16 protein-coding genes are annotated in these 17,799 nt (G+C 69.5%); 8 read left to right on the forward strand and 8 right to left on the reverse strand.

The genetic code is table 11. The annotated features are described in order from the left end of the window. Window positions 1-7: 7 nt before the first annotated feature. The 3 genes from hrpB to BEP68_RS10735 form a co-directional block, all read right to left on the reverse strand. Complete coding sequence (gene hrpB, locus BEP68_RS10725; RefSeq protein WP_187249961.1) at window positions 8-2,560, reverse strand: ATP-dependent helicase HrpB; 2,553 nt, start codon at window positions 2,558-2,560, stop codon at window positions 8-10. 103 nt (window positions 2,561-2,663) lie between these two features. Beyond that, window positions 2,664-4,265, reverse strand: coding sequence for an SPFH domain-containing protein (locus tag BEP68_RS10730; RefSeq protein WP_053098808.1), 1,602 nt, complete (start codon window positions 4,263-4,265; stop codon window positions 2,664-2,666). Between the two features lie 249 nt (window positions 4,266-4,514). Further along, complete coding sequence (locus tag BEP68_RS10735) at window positions 4,515-4,943, reverse strand: MarR family winged helix-turn-helix transcriptional regulator (RefSeq protein WP_187249962.1); 429 nt, start codon at window positions 4,941-4,943, stop codon at window positions 4,515-4,517. Window positions 4,944-5,251: 308 nt separating this feature from the next. On the opposite strand from BEP68_RS10735, the gene BEP68_RS10740 reads away from it, so the two are divergent. Next, on the forward strand, window positions 5,252-6,835 hold the full coding sequence (locus BEP68_RS10740; RefSeq protein WP_187249963.1) for an SLC13 family permease: 1,584 nt from the start codon (window positions 5,252-5,254) through the stop codon (window positions 6,833-6,835). A gap of 17 nt (window positions 6,836-6,852) precedes the next feature. Here BEP68_RS10740 and BEP68_RS10745 read toward each other — a convergent pair whose 3' ends face one another. Then, on the reverse strand, window positions 6,853-7,755 hold the full coding sequence (locus tag BEP68_RS10745; protein ID WP_187249964.1) for a PfkB family carbohydrate kinase: 903 nt from the start codon (window positions 7,753-7,755) through the stop codon (window positions 6,853-6,855). Between the two features lie 124 nt (window positions 7,756-7,879). Next, window positions 7,880-8,896: an NAD(P)-dependent alcohol dehydrogenase gene (locus tag BEP68_RS10750; protein ID WP_187249965.1), complete on the reverse strand. Its 1,017-nt coding sequence runs from the start codon at window positions 8,894-8,896 to the stop codon at window positions 7,880-7,882. Window positions 8,897-9,027: 131 nt separating this feature from the next. Here BEP68_RS10750 and BEP68_RS10755 point away from each other — a divergent pair, with 131 nt between their 5' ends. The 4 genes from BEP68_RS10755 (at window position 9,028) to BEP68_RS10770 (ending at window position 13,354) form a co-directional block, all read left to right on the forward strand. Further along, the gene (locus BEP68_RS10755; protein WP_187249966.1) at window positions 9,028-9,726 is read left to right on the forward strand and encodes a DUF2306 domain-containing protein; all 699 of its coding nucleotides are present in this window, start codon (window positions 9,028-9,030) and stop codon (window positions 9,724-9,726) included. A 4-nt stretch (window positions 9,727-9,730) separates the two neighbouring features. Then, a complete protein-coding gene (locus BEP68_RS18380) occupies window positions 9,731-10,846 on the forward strand; it encodes a sensor histidine kinase (RefSeq protein WP_150115155.1) in 1,116 nt (371 codons plus the stop codon). Then, window positions 10,843-11,529 carry a response regulator gene (locus BEP68_RS10765; RefSeq protein WP_053099383.1) on the forward strand — a complete coding sequence of 229 codons (687 nt, stop codon included), beginning with the start codon at window positions 10,843-10,845 and terminating at the stop codon, window positions 11,527-11,529. Before BEP68_RS18380 ends, BEP68_RS10765 begins: the two co-directional genes overlap by 4 nt. 250 nt (window positions 11,530-11,779) lie before the next feature. After that, complete coding sequence (locus tag BEP68_RS10770) at window positions 11,780-13,354, forward strand: Ig-like domain-containing protein (protein ID WP_187249967.1); 1,575 nt, start codon at window positions 11,780-11,782, stop codon at window positions 13,352-13,354. A 66-nt stretch (window positions 13,355-13,420) separates the two neighbouring features. On the opposite strand, the gene BEP68_RS10775 is transcribed toward BEP68_RS10770, so the two are convergent. Continuing rightward, a complete protein-coding gene (locus tag BEP68_RS10775) occupies window positions 13,421-13,963 on the reverse strand; it encodes a hypothetical protein (protein WP_053098813.1) in 543 nt (180 codons plus the stop codon). Between the two features lie 154 nt (window positions 13,964-14,117). Between BEP68_RS10775 and BEP68_RS10780 the strand changes: the two genes are divergently transcribed. Together BEP68_RS10780 and BEP68_RS10785 are read left to right on the forward strand one after the other, a co-directional pair. Beyond that, on the forward strand, window positions 14,118-15,338 hold the full coding sequence (locus BEP68_RS10780) for a sensor histidine kinase (protein ID WP_187249968.1): 1,221 nt from the start codon (window positions 14,118-14,120) through the stop codon (window positions 15,336-15,338). Then, on the forward strand, window positions 15,335-15,937 hold the full coding sequence (locus BEP68_RS10785; RefSeq protein WP_053098815.1) for a response regulator transcription factor: 603 nt from the start codon (window positions 15,335-15,337) through the stop codon (window positions 15,935-15,937). Before BEP68_RS10780 ends, BEP68_RS10785 begins: the two co-directional genes overlap by 4 nt. 206 nt (window positions 15,938-16,143) lie before the next feature. On the opposite strand, the gene BEP68_RS10790 is transcribed toward BEP68_RS10785, so the two are convergent. Both BEP68_RS10790 and BEP68_RS10795 read right to left on the reverse strand, forming a co-directional pair. Next, on the reverse strand, window positions 16,144-16,860 hold the full coding sequence (locus tag BEP68_RS10790; RefSeq protein WP_187249969.1) for a cation transporter: 717 nt from the start codon (window positions 16,858-16,860) through the stop codon (window positions 16,144-16,146). Continuing rightward, entirely contained in the window at window positions 16,860-17,195 is a 336-nt protein-coding gene (locus BEP68_RS10795) for an ArsR/SmtB family transcription factor (RefSeq protein ID WP_053099385.1), read from the reverse strand. Before BEP68_RS10795 ends, BEP68_RS10790 begins: the two co-directional genes overlap by 1 nt. Before the next feature lie 121 nt (window positions 17,196-17,316). Between BEP68_RS10795 and BEP68_RS10800 the strand changes: the two genes are divergently transcribed. Next, window positions 17,317-17,787 carry a GNAT family N-acetyltransferase gene (locus BEP68_RS10800; protein ID WP_072590771.1) on the forward strand — a complete coding sequence of 157 codons (471 nt, stop codon included), beginning with the start codon at window positions 17,317-17,319 and terminating at the stop codon, window positions 17,785-17,787. The last annotated feature ends 12 nt before the right edge of the window (window positions 17,788-17,799 follow it).

Here is a 17,799-nt window from a genome sequence, read left to right on the forward strand (position 1 = left end):
GGCAGGGTCAGCGCGCGGCGCGGTTCTTGGTGTGCTTCGTGGGCACGGCCGCCCACGGGTCCTCCGGCCAGGGATGCCTCGGGTAGCGCCCTCGCATCTCGGCGCGAACCTGGGCGTAGGGGCCCGACCAGAACGAGGCGAGGTCGTCGGTGACCGCGAGAGGGCGCCCCGCGGGCGACAGCAGGTGGAACAGCACCGGCACGCGTCCGTCGACCAGTCGAGGGGTCTCGGCCCAGCCGAAGCACTCCTGCAGCTTCACGGCGACGACCGGGGGTGCCGAGGTGTCGTCCGGGTCGGGGTAGGTGATGCGGATACGGGATCCGCTCGGCACCGCGAGGCGCTCGGGTGCGAGCTCGTCGAGGCGCGCCGCCTCGGGCCAGGGCAGCAGTCGACGCAGAGCCGAGGACAGATCCACTCGCGCTGCGGGGGTGCCGCCCGCCAGGGTGTCGAGCTCGGGAGCGAGCCAGTCATCGAGAGTGCCGAGCAGCCCGGCATCCGACACGTCGGGCCACGGGCCGCCGAGCTCTCGCCGCAGCAGGGCCAATCGGCGTCGGAACGCGGTCGCGGCATCCGACCAGGCGAACATGCCGAGCCCGTCGCGCAGGATCGCGCGGCGCACGGCATCCCGCCCCTCTCGAGCAGAGGGTCGCACGGGCGAGGACGAACGCAGGATCGCACCGACGCGGCGCTCACGGCGCGCCTGGACGCGACCTCCCGTGAACTCCGCCTCGACTCGGTCGGTCAGCACGTGGCTCGCAGCGCGTTCCATCTGGGCTTCCGTGAGCACAGCCGCGGATCGGATGATCGCGCCTGACCCTGCCGCCACTCGCGCCGTGGTCCGCGCGACGTCGGCGACCGCGAGCCACTCGACTGCGGCGAGCGGGCCAGTCACTCCGGCACGGGTTCCGGACGCCAGGAGGAAGACCGCTCCGTCGGCGGTGCGCTCGACGCGATGCGCGATCCGGTCGGGGAACGCGAGTGCGATCACGAGTCCGACGCCCTCGAGATCCGATCGCACGTCCCGCGCCGGAGCGACCATGCGCTCGAGGCGGTTCGTGTCGTCGCGCCAACGGCGAGCGTCCGGTGTCCGTCCGCCGCGCATGGTGATGAGCGCCTGTGCGACGTCGGCCTCAGCGATGCGCAGGTCGCCGCCGAGCACTGCGACGACCTCTGCGGCGAGACGGCTGCCGACGACCGGGCCGCCGTCACGGAGAGCGCGGGCGAGCCGGGGGTCGGCGGGGATCCGGGCGAGAGCTCGACCCTCGGCCGTGGCGCGGCCCTCGTCGTCGATCGCGCCGAGACCGCGCAGCACCGAGACGGCATCGGCCAGGTTGTCTCGGGGCGGCGGGTCGATCATGCGCAGGCCTTCTGCACCCGGGGCACCCCAGCAGGCGAGCAGCAGGGCGGCATCCGCGAGGTCGGTCACCGCGATCTCGGGTGTCGGGCGGGCCGGGGCGGCCGCATAGGTGCGTTCGTCGACGCAGCGGATGACGATGCCCGGGCCCTGGCGCGTGGCGCGACCGGCGCGCTGCACGCATGACGAGCGCGACGCGGCAGTCGTGACCAGACCCGTCATGCCGCGCGCGGCATCACGCTGCGGATGCCGCGACAGACAGCTGTCGACGACGAGGCGCACTCCGGGCACGGTGAGCGACGACTCCGCGAGCGAAGTCGTCACGATGATGCGCGGAGGCTCGTCCGGTCGACGGCCGCGGATCACGGCATCCTGCTCCGCCGCGGGGATCTGACCGTGCAGCTCTCGCACGTCGAACGCCGCGCTCGCATCGCGGATGCGGCGGGCGATCTCCGACACCTCCCGCGCGCCCGGAGCGAACACCAGCACATCGGCCCGAGGGTTCTCGCGGACCAGCTCGAGTGCGGCCGCTGTCGTCGTGCGTGCGACGTGGTCGAGGAAGCCCCAGGTGACACCGCGCTCATCGAGGCGCGGCGTCGGGCTGGGAGCCCAGCGCTCGGTGAGAGGGAACGCCGGCACAGCGTGGTCGACGATCGGCGCGGGCAGGTCGTCGGTGCCGAGGACGGAGGCGATGCGCGCGGCATCCAGCGTCGCCGACATGGCGACGACCACGAGGTCGTCGCGCAGCTCGCGGACCTCCGAGAGCAGGCCGATCAGCAGGTCGGTCTCGAGTGCGCGCTCGTGCACCTCGTCGAGGATGACGGCATCCACACCGTCGAGGCCGGGGTCGTCGATCATGCGACGCAGCAGCACTCCGGCGGTGACGAACTCGATGCGGGTCGCCGCACCTGCCGAGCGCTCGCCGCGCACGGTGAAGCCCACGCGGGTACCGAGCGCCGAGCCGTCGAGATGAGCGAGGCGGCGGGCTGCGGCGCGAGCCGCGACGCGGCGAGGCTGGGTGACGATCACGCGCCCGGACGACCGTGACGCCAGCAGCGGCGGCACGAGAGTGGTCTTGCCCGTGCCGGGCGGGGCGCTCACGACCACTGATCCGCTCCCGTCGAGCGCGGCCCCGAGTTCGTCCAGCGCGGCCGCGAACGAGAGCCCGGCGCCGATGGCGGCGAGGTCGAAGGCGGCGGCGGTCATTCCCTCAGTCTGCCTGGTCTCCGGAGTCATCGAGCACGGGTGGCGGAGACGACGGATGCCGCGACCTAATCGGCCGCGGCATCCGCTGTGCGCTGTGTGCTGACTACTCCGCTGCGGGAGCCGGAGGTGCCGGCGGCGGCGGGGTGGTCGGCGCAGACTGGCGGGTCGGCGTGGACGGTGCGGATGCCGCAGCCACGCCTTCGCCGATCCCGCGACCCACGGCCTGGCCCTGGATGATCGACGCGAGGTCGAGGCCCGTCGCCGCGCTGACGCTGTCGAACACCGACTTGAGTGCCTTCGCGCTGTCGGCGCCGACGACGCTCGACGCGCCGTCCTCGCCGGAGCCGCCGATGATCGAGACGCTGCCGATCGCGGCGTAGCCCTTCGAGAACTCGGCCATGATCGACGGCAGGGTGTCGAGCACCCGCTGCGACAGGAACGCGTCCTGGTTCGAGGCGATGGCCTTCGCCTCTGCCTCGACGGCGGCGGCTCGCGCCTCACCCTCGGCGCGGATGGCGTCTGCTTCGGCGTTCGCGCGCAGTCGGCGGGCCTCGGACTCGGCCTCGGCCTGCGCACGCAGTGCGTCGGCCTCACCGGTGGCTCGGGCGATCGCGGCTGCGGCCTCACCGTCGGCCTTGGCCTTGTCGGCCTGCGCCTGCTGCTCGGCGATGCGGGTGCGGGCCTCGGCCTGCTTCACCTGCTCGATCGCGCCCGCCTCCGCCGCACGCTCACGCGTGTAGAGCTCGGCCTGTGCCCGGGTCTCTGCCTCATAGCGCTGTGCGTCGGCGACGCGCTTGACGTCGGCGTCGAGCTGGGCCTGGCGGTTCTCCGCCTGCTGCTGCAGCACGGCCTGCTGAGCCTGCTCGCGGGCGAGATTCTCGGCCTGCTCGGCCTCGGCGCGAGCCCGACCGATGCCGGCGTTGGCGTTGGCGGTGTTCGTGTCGAGAGCCGTCTGCTCGACCAGGTTGGCTTCCTGGTTGGCGATGTTCTTCTGGTTGATCGCGCGGTCGGCATTGGTCTGCGAGATCTCGGCAGACTGACGCTTCGCCTGGATCTCGGGAGCACCCAGCGACTGGATGTAGCCGACCTTGTCGGTGATGCCCTTGATCTGGAACGAGTCGAGGATCAGACCCTGCTCGGCGAGCTCCTGCGAGACGTCGGCGGCGATCTGGTCGGAGAACTTCTTGCGCTCGCGCATGAGCTCGACGACAGACAGCGTCGCGACGATTCCACGGAGCGCACCTTCGAGCTGCTCAGTGGTGAACTGCTCGATCGCCTTGTCCTGTGAGGCGAAACGCTCGGCGGCGCGGCGCACGAGGATGGGGTCGGAGCCGATCTTCACGATGGCGACGCCGTCGACGTTGAGGGTGACGCTGTCGAGCGACTGGGCCTCGGCGTTGAGCGACACCTGACGCGAGCGCAGCGAGATGATCTCGTGGCGCTGGGTGATCGGGTTGACGAGGGACTTGCCGTTCACGATGACCGTGACGGGCGACTCCGACATCTCGTCTCTGGTCGTGCCGTCGGCCGAGATGACGGCCCGCTGCACCTTCTGCTTGCGCCCCGAGATGACGAGCGCCTCATCGGCGCGAGCCACCTTGATCCAGCTGCGTGCGAACAGCAGCAGGATGAGCAGGACGACGATAGCGATGGCTATGCCGATCCCGACGATGATCAGGATGCCGACGATTCCGGCGATCTCCATGGATGACCTCCCTGGTTCCCCCGAGGGGGCGGTCGTGGATGCCGGCGCGGCCGCGCGGGCGTTCACGCTCCACCCTGCCAGAAAAGAGGGGAGGGTGTCGGGGCGGGATGCCGCCGGATCTCGGCGATGCGGAGGAGATCTGCGATACGGAGGAGGCTCAGCGCCGCGACATCCTCCGTACGGCGGAAACCCTCCGTATGCGCCGAGCTCGTTCGGTCAGCGACCGCGGACTGCGAGCGTGCGTCGGGGTCAGCGACCGCGTAGCTTCTCCGCCAGATCGCGGAGCGTCTTCAGCTCGGCGTCGTCGAGGCGCGACATCCGCTCGGCGATCGACCGGCCATGCACCGTGGCGACGCTGCGGAACTGGCGCACACCCGCGTCGGTGGCCCTGATCAGCGCACCGCGCCCGTCGTCGGGGTCGGGGCACTTCGAGACGAGTCCGCTGGCGACCATGCGGTCGACGAGGCGCGAGACGCTCGGCTGGCTGATCAGCATGTTCGCCGTGACGTCGCGCAGGCGGGCCGACATGCCGGGGGAGCGGGTCACCGTGAGCAGCACGTCATACTCCGCCTGCCCGAGATCGGTGTCATCGAAGTCGGTGTTCATCTCCGTGAACAGCTCGTGCTGTGCACGGAACAGGCTCTCCCAGGCCTCGAGGGCGAGCTTGCGATCGGTCATGGAGAACAGCGTACTGGCAACAGTAAAGGGCCGGTCGGAGAGGCTCCCGACCGGCCCTTGTCCCTTGCACCAAGAGTGTCCTGCAATCACATGCGGTGTATGCCACAGCAAACATTCACCGTGCGATCACTCTATAACGGCGAGGTAACGAATGCAACGGTTTGGTCACGGAAATCTCGACGGGCCTGCGCAGCGGTCCAGCTGAGGGCAGGCGAAGATGGTGATGTCTCCTGAACAGGGGACGACGCGCTCGCCGCCGACAGCCTTCCCATTCGCTCTCATGCGCACCCCGACACCGGAGACACACGATGAACCCCGAGATCATCACCTTCCTCATTCTCGGTGCGGCCGTGATCGCGTTCGTGTCGAACCGCATCCCGATGGTCATCGTCGCGATGGCGGTGCCCATCGCTCTGTGGGCGACGGGAGTGCTCTCGCTCGGCGACGCCTTCGCCGGGTTCGGCGATCCCATCGTCCTGTTCATCGTCGCTCTGTTCATCGTCAGTGAGGCGCTGGATGCCACGGGCGTCACGTCGTGGGTGGGACGGCAGCTCATGCGCCGCGCCGGCAAGAGCCGTTCGCGCCTGCTGCTCATCGTGTGTCTGCTGGCCGCCGTGCTGTCGGCGGTGATCAGCATCAACGGTGCCGTGGCTGCCCTCCTTCCGATCGTGGTGCTCGTCGCGGTACGGGCAGGCATCGCGCCGTCGCGCATGCTCCTCCCGCTCGCATTCGCCGCCGGCGCGGGGTCGCTCCTCACGCTCACCGGAACGCCGGTCAACATCCTCGTGTCCGAGGCGGCCGCAGAGGCCGGTGGGCGTGCGTTCGGGTATTTCGAGTTCGCGATCGTCGGTATCCCGATGGTCGTCCTGACGGTCGTGCTCGTGCTCGCGCTCGGAGACAGGCTCCTGCCCGAGCGCGTTCCGGACCGTCTCGAGGAGCCCGCCGACCCGAGTCACGATGCACGAGCCTGGCGCGAGACGTATGACGTCGCGCTCGATACGGGCAGCCTCTTCACGGTCGGCGAGGGCGTCGCAGAGGTGCTCATCGGGCCGAGGTCGAGCCTGATCGGCCGGGTCGTCTCGCCCGGGATGACGACGCGACAGGAGGACCTGGTGATCCTCGCGCTCCGGCACGGCAGCCGTCCGGGCGATGTCGGCGGAAGGGCGATCGGCGCGGTCACGCTGCAGGCCGGTGACTCCGTGCTCGTCCAGGGGCCGTGGGAGGCACTGCACCGCTATACGAGCTCACCCGATGTGATTCCGGTCAGCTCGCCCCAGCAGATGCAGCGGACAGTGCCGCTCGGCCGGGGTGCGCGACGCGCGCTGGTGATTCTCGGAGCGATGGTCGTGCTCCTCGCCACGGGTGTCGTCCCGCCCGTCATCGCTGGCCTTCTCGCGGCCGGTGCCCTCATCGTCACGCGGGTGCTCACCGTGACGCAGACGTTCTCGGCGATCTCGTGGCCCACTGTCACGCTCATCGCCGGGATGATCCCGCTGTCATCGGCGTTCGTCTCCACCGGCGCCGCCGATCTCGTCGGCGACGCGGTTCTCCAGCTGGTCGGCAACACCTCGCCCTATCTCGCTCTCCTCACCATCTGCGTCGCGTCGGTGATCCTCGGGCAGTTCATCTCGAACGTGGCGACCGTGCTCGTCATCGCGCCGATCGCGGTGTCGGTCGCATCGAGCATGGGCGTCAGCGTGCAGCCGTTCATGATGGCGCTCACGGTCGTCGGAGCGGCTGCGTTCCTGACGCCGATCGCGACACCCGTCAATCTCATGGTCATGCAGCCGGCCGGCTACCGATTCGGTGACTACTGGCGTCTCGGTCTTCCACTCGTCGCGATCTACGTCGCCGTCGCGGTGCTCTACGTCCCGCTCATCTGGCCGTTCTGACTCCCGATCACGCGGCATCATCGCACGAGGTGCGCGAGTTCCGGCCGGCCGCCCAGCCGTGCCACGGTCGACGCGGCAGCCCGTGCAGCGAGATCCGCGACGCGATCCATCGACCACCCGTTCGCGATACCCCGCACGAGTCCCACGAAGAACGCGTCGCCGCCTCCCGTGCGGTCCACCACCGTCTCGTCGTCGTCATGTGCGCGGTAGGCGCTGCCGTCCTCCCAGACGACGAGGTCGCCTTCGCCTGCCACCTCCACGGCCGCTATGCGGGGTCCGCGAGCGAGCAGCCACCGGCACGCCTCGTGAGCCGAGTCCAGGTTCGACACGGCGATCCCCGTCAGTCCTTGGGCTTCCGTGGCGTCGGCACGCACGACGTCCGCTCCGGCGAGCAGTTCGTCGCGAACCTCCGGCTCGGGCGCTCCGTCGAGCGCCACCGTCGCGTCCGCTCGTCGCGCGATCATCAGAGCGGCCGACAGTGCATCGCCCGGTTGCTGAGACTGCAGACAGATCGTGCCTGCACGGCTGACGGCACTCGCCGATGCCTCGACATCCGTGACGGTCAACAGCGACGTCGGCGGGACGTGCTCGAGCAGCATGCGCCGCGATGCCCGATCGACGACGTCCACCAGCACGGCCGAGCCCCCGCGCCGCACCACCCCGCAGACATCGATCGCGTCGTGCAGCAGGGCGGTGACGAGCCGCTCTCCGATGTCGTCCTCTCCGACCACGCCGACGATCGCGACCGAACCCCCGAGCTGACGAAGGCCTACGCCCTGGTTCGCGCCTTTGCCGCCGAGGAGCCGTCGCAGCTCCGAGACGCTGACGGACTCATCCGGCTCGGGGAGCGCATCGCCCCTGAGGACCAGATCCTGGGCGATCTGGCCGAACACCGCGAAGCGGTCTCTTCTCTCCGACATGCGTGCGCCGCCCTTCGACCGTCGTGACAGCACGAGGCTAAGCGTCGACGACGCCGACCGAGAGGGCATTGCGCGAGCGGGGCGCCGCTGTTAGCCGCGATGTCGAGCGAGATGCTGCCGGTCATCACCCATGCGCGTGGTTCGCTCCGGGCTGGGGGATGCGCAGCACCACGTTTCCCCGCTTGCGGCCGGTGTCGACATAGCGGTGCGCCTCGACGATGTCGGCCAGCTCGAAGGTCCTGTCGATGACGGCCCGGAAGCGACCGGAATCCGCGAGGCTCACGAGGTGGGCGAGGTCCTCCGCGCCCGGCGTGCCGACGTTCCAGGTGACGAGCTTTCCCGACCGGCGAGTGTGCCCGCGGCTCGTCAGCATCGACCGCAGATCGCTGATGACGAGCAGTAGTGCACCGCCGGGGTTGATGAGTGTCTCCACCCGGCTGAAAGGGGCATTGCCGACGCAGTCGACGATCACGTCGTACGTGTCGCCCCCCGCCGCGAACTCCTCGCGGGTGTAGTCGATGACCCGATCGGCGCCGAGGGACGCGACCAGTGGGACGTTGCCGCCGCTCGTGACGGCGGTGACGTCTGCTCCGAGCTGCTTCGCGAGTTGTATCGCGGCAGTGCCGACCGCGCCGGATGCTCCGTTGACGAGCACGGAGGTGCCGGGGCCGATCGCGACCTGGGCGAAGAAGCACTGCGCGGTGATGCCGCCGAACACCAGCGTCACCGCCTCTTCGAAGCTCATCGTGTCGGGAGCTCTGGTGATCGGGCCGTCGGCAGACACGCGCACGTACTCGGCATGACCGCCGAACGCTCCGCCGGTCGAGGCGATCACCCTGTCGCCGGGTGCGAAGGCGGTGACGCCCGAGCCGACAGCCGCGACGACGCCCGCGGCATCCATGCCCAGGATCGGCCGACTGGGACGGAACACGCCGAGTCCGACTGCGGCGAGCACCCCGAGGCCGGCCGGGATGTCCCGAGCGCGGGCGCGATGATCGCCGACGCTCACGGTGCTCGCGTGCACCCGGATGAGCACATCTCCGGGCCGGGGCGTGGGGACCGCCCGCTGTTCGAGGCGGACCTCCTCAGGGGCGCCGAAGCGGTGGTAGACGGCCGCGGTCATGGTCGTGTCAGTGGTCATGTCTCGATGCTGGTCGTCCCGGGGATGCTCGTCATCGGCCAGGAAGCCCGGATCCGCTCGGCCGAAAGTACGGTTCCGAGTCCGTGCTGACGGCCGATGCCCCGGACTGTCGATGAGACGAGCATCGAGACATGTCGCAGCAGATGAAGGCCGCCCGATCGACTCCCGAGCAGAAGGAGCGGCGTCGGCGATCGAAGAGCGGGTGGCCGGCGATCACCGGCCTTCTGCTGCTCAGCGTGCTTCCCGTGATCGGTGGAGTGCTTCGTCTGCAGGAGGTGAGCGGGGAACCCGTGAGGACTCTCCTCCTGGCGTCGACGGTCGCGATCGTCGCGCACATCGTGGCGATGACCGTCTACTGCGTTCTCGGGGCGTTCCAGTTCTCACCCGCGCTGCGAACGCGGCATGCCTGGCACCGCGTGGCCGGCCGCGTGCTGATTCCCGCAGGATTCGTCGCGGCGCTCTCAGCCGCCTGGCTCGCGGTCTTCTTCGGTGGTCCACCTGAGGAACTCGCGCTCGCGATGGTTCGTCTCGTCTTCGCCGTGGCAATGACCCTGTTCCTCGTGCGGGGCGTGATCGCGATCACACGACGCGACTTCGTGGCGCACGGAGCCTGGATGACCCGCGCCTACGCCACCGCCGTGTCGGGAGGAACCCAGGCGCTCGTCTTCGCGCTGTGGACGATCCCCCTCGGTGAGGTCGACGCCTTCGGTGAGGCATGGCTCGTCGCCGCCGCGTTCATGATCAACAGTGCCGTGGCGGAGCTGCTCATCCGGCGCCGCTCTCGCCGGCGGACGCGCGGGGTGTCGCGCCGTGGTGCGCTTGTATCATGACAGCGTGACCGGGCTCGTGCGTTCCGTGTGGAGTGCGCCGAGCGCTGTGCCCCCTCCGCCGTCCCGAGTCTGGCGGGATTGGGTGCTGCTGGCCCTCGTCGCCGTCCTGGCCGTGGTCGAGGGCATCGTCCGCACCGACCTGACGCAGCCGCTGTTCGCGGTGATCGCCCTCCTCGTCGTGCTGCCGACCGTGCTGTGGCGCCGCACGAAGCCGCTTCTCATGCTCATCATCGTGATGGTGCCGGTCGATCTGCTCCTGCCCGACTCGGCGCTGTACTCGAGTCTCTTCGTGATGGTGAACGTGTACGCCGTGTACCGGTGGGGGGCAGGTCGCGACCTCGTGATCGGGTCGGCCATCCTCCTGGCGAGCCTCGCGCTGACATTCGTCCGCGGGGAAGGCTTCGATGAACTCGTCGGGGGGTTCGCGCTGCTGCTGACGGTCGCCCTGTTCGGCATCGCCTTTCGCTACCGGGCGGGATCGAGACGACGAAGCCTCGACCGGATCCGGATGCTGGAGCGCGAGCACCTGGCTCGCGACCTGCACGACACGGTCGCCCACCATGTCTCGGCGATCGCGATCCGCGCCCAGGCGGGCATCGCGGTGGCCGGGCGGGACTCGCGCGCAGCGCAGGATGCGCTCGGCGTGATCGAGGCGGAGGCGGCCAGGACGCTGAGCGAGCTGAGGTCGATGGTGCGAGTCCTGCGGCAGGGCGAGACGGCCGAGCTCGCGCCGAGCGCGCAGCTGGACGACATCGCGCAGCTCGCCGGAACGCGGCCGGGCGGAACGGTCGTCGTCGTCGAGGTCGCGCGCAACGATGACAGCATCCCGCCACCCGTGGCTGCCGCCGTCTTCCGTCTCGCGCAGGAATCGGTGACCAACGCCCTCCGTCACGCGCGACAGGTCACCCGCGTCGACGTCCGCGTGGAAGCAGACGCGGGTGGTGTGCGCCTGAGAGTGACGAACGACGGAGACGTGGCCGCGTCGCCGACTCCCGGCTTCGGCATCATCGGCATGAGGGAGCGTGCTGCCCTCCTCGGCGGTGCCTGCGAGGCGGGTCCGGCGTCAGGCGGCGGATGGATCGTCAACGCGGTGCTGCCCCGCGCCGGGTGGGCGCCATGATGATCCGAGTGCTCGTCGCCGACGATCAGGAACTCGTGCGCACCGGACTGAGCATGATCCTCGGCGCCCAAACCGACATCGAAGTCGTCGGTCAGGCGGCCGACGGCACCGAAGCGGTCGCCCTCGCCCGCAGTCTGCGACCGGACGTGTGCCTGTTCGACATCCGGATGCCCGGCCTCGATGGCATCGAGGCGACCCGGATGCTCGCCGGCCCAGGGGTGCCCGATCCCATGGCGGTCGTCCTCATCACGACCTTCGACCTCGACGAGTACGTCTTCGCGGGATTGCGGGCCGGCGCCAGAGGGTTCCTGCTCAAGGACGCCGGGTCGGAGCTGCTCGCCCAGGCGATCCGCGCCGCAGCGAGCGGTGATGCCCTGATCGCCCCCAACGTGACGGTGCGCCTGCTCGAGGCCTTCGCCGGATCGGCCGCCGCCGCACCATCGCCGCCGCCGGTCGAGTCGCTGACCGAGCGCGAGGAGCAGGTGCTCGCGAAGGTGTCTGCGGGTCTGAGCAACGGCGAGATCGCGCGCGAGCTGTTCATCACCCTCAGCACGGTGAAGACGCACGTGGCGAGCCTCATGACCAAGCTCGGGGTCCGCAATCGCGTCGAGATCGCCATCTGGGCGCATCAGACGGGGCGAATGAGCCCGCGAGCCACGGGCGAGGAACACCGGAATCGATGACGGCCGGGACGCGTCGAGGCAGTCCCCGGTACGCCGCAGCCAACACCGCATCCCGGTATATCGGAGTTGTATACCGGTTGCCGCGTAATCCCCCCGCTTTTTCCTGATCTCTTAGATGTGTCGCATTGGGAGCGACGCGAATCGGATGGGGAGAACGATGACTGGGGAGCGTGGTGTCGTGCGTGCACGGACGAAGAGGATGAATGAGGCCAGGAGAGCCGGGGGAGCGAGGCCGCGACAGCGCGGCATCGTGGCGATCATCGTGGGGATGGTCTTGGCGATCGCGGGGCTGCTCGGCTCCACCGCGCCCGCAATGGCGGCTCCGTCCGTGACCTATCCGGGGGCGATCGGCAGCGTCTCGCTCGAGAACGAGAACGGCGGTGGCCCGCTGGTGCAATGGCAGACCGTGCGGATCACGGGCGAGTGGGCCGTCCCGACCGGGGCGCAGGCAGGGGAGACCTTCGGGATGACCCTGCCCGCGGAGTTCAGCCGTCAGTCGGCCGGTGAGTTCACGATCACAGACCCCGTGACGGGTCTGGTCATGGCGAACTGCGTCGTCGCTGCCGGCCAAGGGCCGGACATGGTGTGCACTCTGACCGAAGCGGTCGACGGCCTCGAGGAGGTCGGCGGCTCGTTCTGGATGGAGGCGCGGGCTTCGCAGTCGACGACCAGCGAGACCGTCGAGTTCGACCTGGGCGACACGATCGAGATCGTCGACCTGCCCGGTGACGGTGGAGTCGTACCGGGAGATTCGGCGGAAGAGGACGAGCCCTACAAGTTCGGCGGCGCGACCGCGACCGACGGGTTGCTGAGATGGGTCATCGGGATTCCGAGCGGCTATGTCGACGATGGCGCCTTCACGATCACCGACACCCTCGATGCCGGACTGACCGAGCACCGCTACACCGGGGAGTTCCATCTGGCGCGACGCGCTGTCGAGAACGGTGCAGTGGTCGGCGACTGGAGCGCGGTCGATTCGTCGGCCTACGTGATCGATCTCGCCGACGACGGGCGCTCATTCGAGTTCGCCGTCACCGATCTGCCGACCGGCGGATTCGCTTACGAGCTCGTGTACTTCACGCAGGCGGATGCGCCGGTGTCCGAGGGAGATGTCTTCGGCAACCACGCGATCGTCAACACGTTCGCGACCTCGGCGACCCACACGGTCGTCGAAACGGGTGGTGGCGACGGCAGTGGTGTCTCGTACACGACGTTCGGCATCACGAAGGAGCTCACCGGCGCGCAGGCGGATGCCGCTCGGGATGCGACCTACACCGTGCGCTATTCGGTCGAGGGTTCGGATGCGGCAGCCACCACGATGACGGTTCCGGTGGGGGAGTCGGTGCTCAGCGGACGTGCTCCGCTCGGTTCGACCTTCGTGATCGAGGAGATCGATCTGCCTGAGATCCAGGGTGTGACCTGGGGTGAGTGGACGATCACCGGCGACGGCGTCGTCGACGTCGGAGACGGCACCTTCGAGGTCACGCCGGAAACCACGGCCGGTATCGAGCTCACCCTCACCAACATCGCCAACCCGGTGCCCGTCGTGACGCCGACGCCGACGCCGACGCCGACTCCGACTCCGACGCCGACGCCGACGCCGACCCCGGCCACGCCGGTTCCGACCCCGACCCCGACGCCGGTCGCAACTCCGGCACCGACTCCGGCGCCGACGCAGACCCCGGTCGCGGCTCCCGGCGAGCTCGCTCTGACGGGAGGCGAATCGGGCGCGGCATTCCTGTCGTTGGCGGTCGCACTGATCGTCGGTGGCGGACTGGCCACCGGAATCGCCGCCAGGCGCCGTTCGAGCGCCGGACGTCGCTGACCCCGACACGCACGGAAGCCCACTCGCGTTCGGCGAGTGGGCTTCCGTGCGTTCGACGTCGTTGTCTCAGCGGATCGCGTAGACGGCGCTGCCGACGATCACCGCGACGATCGTCGTCCAGCCGATGATCGCGACAGCCTGCCAGATGAGGATGCGGACCTTGCCGACACCCGCCGCGGCGAGCATCGTGGCGGTGAACTGCGTCGGCAGCAGCAGCGGACCGAGCAGGCTGACCCCCGGCACGCCGTAGCGCTCGAACGCCCGCTGGAACTTCTCGCGGCGGGCGCCACCGCGGTCGGAGTCGATCGTGTCTGCGGGTGCCGCCTCGACGGCTCCGCCACCGGCCGCAACGGCCTGCCGGCTGCGGGACCGGTTCACGATCGCGGTGCGTGCACCGGAGCTCGCGATGACGAGCACGGCCACGCAGAGGAAGTTGCCGACGATCGCCGCGACGGCCGCGATCACCGGATTGATGCCGCCGATGATGCCGATCGACACGGCTCCCTCGCCCTCGATGAAGGGGATGGCGCCCGCGAGGGCGACGATGAGCGGCTGAATGAGTTCAGGCACCTGGGCGACGAAGCCCTGGAAGGTCTCGATGAGATTCATGGGTGGCTCCTGCCGGTCTGAGCGACGGTGTCTCCGTCGCGATGCATCCAGTCCACCGTCTGGCGTGGCGCTGCGGCAGTGCCGAACCGTCACTGCTTTCCGGGTGGTTCGCCCGCGGCATCCATGACATGTGTCACGCCCGTATCGTGGGGGCATGCGCAGCACTTCTCCGGTCGTCGATTCTGCCGACGACCCACCCCCGGGAGCCCGCCAGCTCGCCAGAGGCATCACGGCGACCTGGTGGTACACGGTGTCGGCCGTGGCCTTCCTCGAGCTCTTCCTGGTGCTGATCTGGACGCTGCAGGCGCTCGCCGTGCCCGGCGATGCGACGGCGGCGTTCGTCGTCGGCGTGGGTGGCCTGCTCTGGTGGGGCTCCACCATCGTGCTGCTCGCGGACTATCGGCACCGGCTGGATGCCGAGCCGGGCATCGCGTGGACGCGCATCGCCCTTCCGCTGCTCATCGCGGTCGGCTACGGGATCGCGGGCGGCCTCGTGCTCGACAGCTGGCTGCTCGCGCTCATGCCCATCGCTCAGTCGGTGCTGCTGCTCAACTGGCCCAAGGGGGTGCGCCTGCGGATGGTCGTCCTGACCACCGTGGTGCTCGTGCTCGTCGCCGTCGCCGACGCCGCTCGGGGCGCGACCGAGATCGCGCTCCCCGGCTGGATCCCTGCGCTGTACGCGATCCTCATCCCGGCGATGTCGGTGAGCTCGCTCTGGTGGTGGGATGTGCTGGTCACCGTCGATCGTGCGAGGGCGTCGGAGGCCCGCCTCGCCGCGACGCAGGAGCGTCTGCGCGTGGCGACCGACGTGCACGACCTCCAGGGGCACCACCTGCAGGTGATCGCGTTGCAGCTCGAACTGGCCGAGCGCCTGATGAGGATCGATCCCGACGCCGCTCTCGAGCAGCTCCGGGCCGCGAGGGTCAGCGTCGACGAAGCCAGACAGGGGACCCGAGATCTGGCGACGCGCTTCCGCTCGGTGCCGCTGGGTGACGAGGTGGCGAATGCCCGAGACCTTCTCGCCGCGGCCGGACTCTCCGTCGAGGCCGACATCGCACCCGACGCCGATGAGGCGCCGTCATCGGCTCTCGGTCCCGTCATCAGGGAGACGACCACGAACGTCCTGAGGCACGGGGCCGGGCGACGGGCTCGGCTCGACCTTCGCAGGGTCGACGACGGGTGGCGCTACGAGGTCGCGAACGATGTGGTGACCGGCGTGGCGACACACCCCGTCGGGTCGGGCCTCGACGGAGTGCGACGCCGGATCTCGGAGGCGGGAGGAACCCTGGAGATCCGCGAGGATGCCGACGAGTTCATCGTCTCGGTGACGGTTCCGCGATCCGATGTGTCGACCGCAGATGGGCAGAGCCGATGATCCGTGTGCTCCTCGCTGACGACGAGGGGATGATCCGTTCGGCGCTCGCCGCCCTGTTGCGTCTGGAAGGCGACATCGAGGTGGTCGCCGAGTGCGCCGACGGTGAGCAGGCGCTCGCTGCTGCGCTCGCTCTGACGCCCGACGTGTGCCTGCTCGATCTCGAGATGCCCGGTCTCGACGGTGTGGAGGTCGCGGAGCGATTGAACCGAGCCATCGTCACGCGCTGCGTGGTGGTCACCCGTCACGCGCGGCCCGGGGTGCTTCGGCGGGCTCTCGCATCGGGTGTCGCGGGCTTCCTGCCGAAGTCACGAGGAGCGGATCAGGTCGCCGATGTCATCCGCAGGGTCGCCGCGGGTGCCCGCTACGTCGACCCTGAGATCGCGGCCGACGCGCTGAGCGACGAACGGTCGCCCCTCACGGATCGGGAGCTGGACGTGCTCCGCGCCGGGCGCCGCGGTGAGACGACGACCCAGATCGCCAGGACCCTCTCGCTCGCGCCCGGCACGGTGCGCAACCACATCTCGGCGGTGCTCGCGAAGCTGTCGGTCGGCACCCGCCAGCAGGCGGTGCTGATGGCCGAGGAGCGCGGCTGGATCTGACTGCGCGGACGCCTGACCCGTGAAGCCCGGAAGGGCGGGTGGGGCCGTGGGAGTTGCCCCACCCGCGAGCCGCTCAAAGGGGAGAGTGCGGCTCAGACCCGAAACCGGCTCGTATCCCCCCAGGCCGACTTCAGGTCTCGTATGCAAGACCCCGAACTCGACGGAAAGTGACGCGGGCGGGAATTCTTTCTGGAACTCCGTGGTCTTCAGTGCATGTGACGCGCGTCGTCGTGACGGTGGTCGTCGTGCACGTGCTCGTGGTCGTGGTCGTGGTGCTCGTGCTCGTCCTCGAGGATCATGCCGATCGAAGTGGCACAGGCGTCGCCCTTCCAGGCTTCGAGACCCTCGCGTACCGCGAAGACCGCGATGACGAGGCCGGCGACGGCATCCGCCCACCACCACCCGAACAGGCTGTTGACGCCGAGTCCGATGAGCACGGCGGCCGAGAGGTAGCTGCAGATCAGCGTCTGCTTCGAGTCGGCGACGGCCGTGGTCGACCCGACCTCGAGGCCGGCGCGTCGCTCGGCGAATGAGACGAGTGGCATCACGATCACACTGACCGCGGTCAGCACGAGACCGACCGTGCTGTGCTCCGGCCGATCATCGCCGAGCAGCGACAGCACCGACGACGTGACGACATAGGCCGCGAGAGCGAAGAACGCGACGGCGATGACACGGAGGGTGGGCTTCTCCCAGCGCTCGGGGTCGCGTCGCGTGAACTGCCAGGCCACGGCCGCTGCCGAGAGCACCTCGATGCTCGAGTCGAGCCCGAACCCGATCAGCGCGGCCGACGATGCGACTGACCCTGCGGCGATCGCGACGGCCGCCTCGATCACGTTGTAGACGATCGTGAACGCCACGATGAGGCGGATGCGGCGGTGCAGAGTCGCGCGCCGTTCGGCGGTGAGAGTGCTCGTCGACATCAGCAGCTGCACCCTTCGCCGTCGCAGCAGTCCGGTTCGACGATCAGCGTGATGCGCATGAGCTCGTCGAGCGCGGTCGCGAGATGCGGGTCGGCGAGGGCGTAGCGGCTGCGGCGTCCGTCCTGAACGCTTTCGACGAGTCCGCAGCCTCGAAGGCACGCGAGATGGTTCGACAGGAGCTGTCGGCTGACCCCGAGCTCGTCCGCGATGTCGGACGGGTACGCCGGCGCCGCTCGAAGCGCCAGCAGGATGGCGGCGCGCGTCGAGTCCGACAGGGCATGACCCAGGCGGGCGACGGCGGCGGTATGGGTGGGCGAAGCGGCGAGGGTCACGATGCAACTGTACAGAAAAGCGTGAATTAAGAGAATCGTGAATCAATGATGAGGAGCGGCAACATCCCCGACATCTTCGCTCGGTACCGTGAATCGGGCGGCGACATCGGATCGAGAGGGCGACATGGGAGTGACGGTCGAGCGGGTGACATGGTCGCATCCGGATGCGGAGCGGCTCAGGGCCGCGCAGCGCAGCGAACTCGATGCGCGGTACGGCAGCGACGACCATGAGCCGGGCGTCATCCCCTCGGCGGACGACGTGCCCGTCTTCCTCATCGCACGAGAGGAGAGCGGGCTCGCCATCGTATGCGGCGGTCTCCGACCCCTCGATCCGGCCGTGCTCGGAACCGACATCGCAGAGATCAAGCGGATGTACGCGGCTCCCTCCGCGCGCGGGACGGGCGCAGCCGTGGCGCTGCTGCGCGCACTCGAGGGAGAAGCGCGCCTGCTCGGCATCCGGTCCCTCGTGCTCGAGACGGGCACTGCTCAGCCGGATGCCGTGCGCTTCTACGAACGCGAGGGCTACGGACCGATCCCGCTGTTCGGCCACTACATCGGCAGCGGTCTGTCCCTGTGCTTCGCCAAGTCTCTCTGACCTGGCCGAAAG

Origin of the sequence: Microbacterium sp. 4-7 (assembly GCF_014332665.1) — a bacterium.
GTDB lineage: Bacteria > Actinomycetota > Actinomycetes > Actinomycetales > Microbacteriaceae > Microbacterium.